The sequence below is a fragment of the Leuconostoc sp. genome, assembly GCF_965300815.1.
The window spans coordinates 1-2009 of the sequence record NZ_CBDKZH010000126.1; the positions used below are offsets into that span (position 1 = coordinate 1).

Genomic DNA, 2009 nt, shown 5'->3' on the forward strand with positions numbered 1-2009 from the left:
GTGGTCATAAAAGCTATGCTATAATATTATTATGACAAAAGAAAATTATTTTAAAGTTGGCACAATTGTCAACACCCACGGCATTCATGGTGAAGTTAAAATCTTAGCGATTACCGATTTTGCTGATGAGCGCTTCAAAAAAGGTGCGGAACTACAAGTTGAAACAAAAGATGGCTTTGTCCCATTTAAGGTGAAGTCGTCACGTTTGCACAAGAATATGTGGTTAGTGCTTTTTGAAGGCGTGAACAACATTAACGATATCGAAAAATATAAAACACATGATGTCTATGTCTATGGCGATGCACGCGAGACACTAGGGGATGATGAATACTATTACGACGAAATTATAGATAGTCGTGTATTTGACCTAGACGGTAACGACATCGGTGTGGTGTCAGAAATTATGACCACTGGGGCTAATGATGTCTGGGTTGTGCAGCGACCAGGGCAAAAAGATGCATTAATTCCGATGATTGATGACGTGGTAAAAAACGTTGATGTCGATAATAAGCGCATCACGATTGATGCGTTGGAAGGATTATTAGATTAATGCGAATTGATGTCTTAAGTTTATTTCCAGATATGTTTACACCGTTGAAACAATCGATTTTGGGGAAAGCGATTGACAAAGGGGCATTAGACTTTCATGTGACAGATTTTCGTGATTATACGGAAAACAAGCACAATAATGTCGATGATTATCCTTTTGGCGGTGGTGCGGGGATGCTTTTGATGGCGCAGCCAATCTTTGATGCGATGGCTGCCGTTGAAGCAGCAGCAGGTGATAAGGGGCACGTGGTGCTGCTTGATCCCGCAGGGCGCAAATTTGACCACCATGTGGCGGAAGAATTAGCGCAAAAAGAACATATCACTTTTATTGCAGGACATTATGAAGGGTATGACGAACGCATTCGCGAGCTCGTTGACGATGAAATCTCATTGGGAGATTACGTGTTGACAGGGGGAGAGCTTGGGGCGATGGTCATCATTGATGCCACGGCGCGCTTTTTACCAGATGTCTTAGGTAACAATGTGAGTGCTGAGGAAGACTCATTCCAAGATAATTTGTTGGAATTTCCACAATATACGCGACCTGCTGATTTTCGGGGCCGTAAGGTACCGGAAGTTTTGATGAGTGGGAACCATGCTAAAATTGCCGAATGGCGATTAAAAGAGTCCTTACGCCGGACGTGGTTACGTCGGCCGGATCTCTTAGAGAAGCGACCACTGTCAAAGCAGGAACGCGATCTCTTAGACGATATTAAACATGAATCTGAGTAATCAGATCATGCGATCATGACAAAAAGTCCAAGCCATCGCTTGGACTTTTTCTTTACCCTAAAACGTGATGTCATGACACGCTTTGCATACGAGGACAAACCCGTTATGACCAATCACTTGCCAATTGTGGGCAAATCCGCCCTGACCATTTTAAGTAGCACGATTATTGTCTTGCCTTTTATGCTGTTAATTCAGCTTAGTAATGGGCAGTCGTTACTGACCGTTTTACCGTTTGTCTTATTTTATACGTTTCGGATGACGGGGATTTTCTTTATTCGAGGAATTAAGACACGCTTACATAGTTTGAGTCTGCTAAAGTTGGCGCTTTATTGTGGGTTACTAGGATGTGGTTTTGGAATTTTGGGGATCCTATACTTTCCTAGTTTTATTGTGGCAGGCTTTTTCCTTGGGTTAAGTGGGGCGTGGCTGTCACCAGCTAATGCGGCGATTGGGCAGTATCTGAAGACAAGGGATGCGGTGTTACGCGGGAATATGATTGGGTCGTTGATGATGTTGGTGTTGCTTGGGGCGGCGCTGCTGTTGCCCGCAGGATTTAAGTATCTCGTGTTCTTCGTGATCTATGGTGTGATGTATGGTTTGGCGTTGCAAACATCCAACGTCATCACCCATTATCAAGTTGATGCCGATGACTTAGCTGAGACATCGTATCGTTATCTGATTTTGTTTGTTGTGTTTTTTATCTTACTGTTTGGCTTGCGTTCGAGTCG

Annotated in this window: 2 protein-coding genes and 1 pseudogene; all 3 read left to right on the forward strand. The window is 43.5% G+C overall.

Features of this window, described 5'->3' with window-relative positions; all coding sequences use genetic code 11:
- The first annotated feature begins 28 nt into the window (after nt 1-28).
- Nucleotides 29-550, forward strand: coding sequence for a ribosome maturation factor RimM (gene rimM, locus ACW12G_RS07075; RefSeq protein WP_455647618.1), 522 nt, complete (start codon nt 29-31; stop codon nt 548-550).
- Entirely contained in the window at nt 550-1281 is a 732-nt protein-coding gene (gene trmD / locus ACW12G_RS07080) for a tRNA (guanosine(37)-N1)-methyltransferase TrmD (RefSeq protein ID WP_010001270.1), read from the forward strand. Before rimM ends, trmD begins: the two co-directional genes overlap by 1 nt.
- 105 nt (nt 1282-1386) lie before the next feature.
- Nucleotides 1387-2009: pseudogene (locus tag ACW12G_RS07085) on the forward strand (hypothetical protein); the annotation flags it as partial.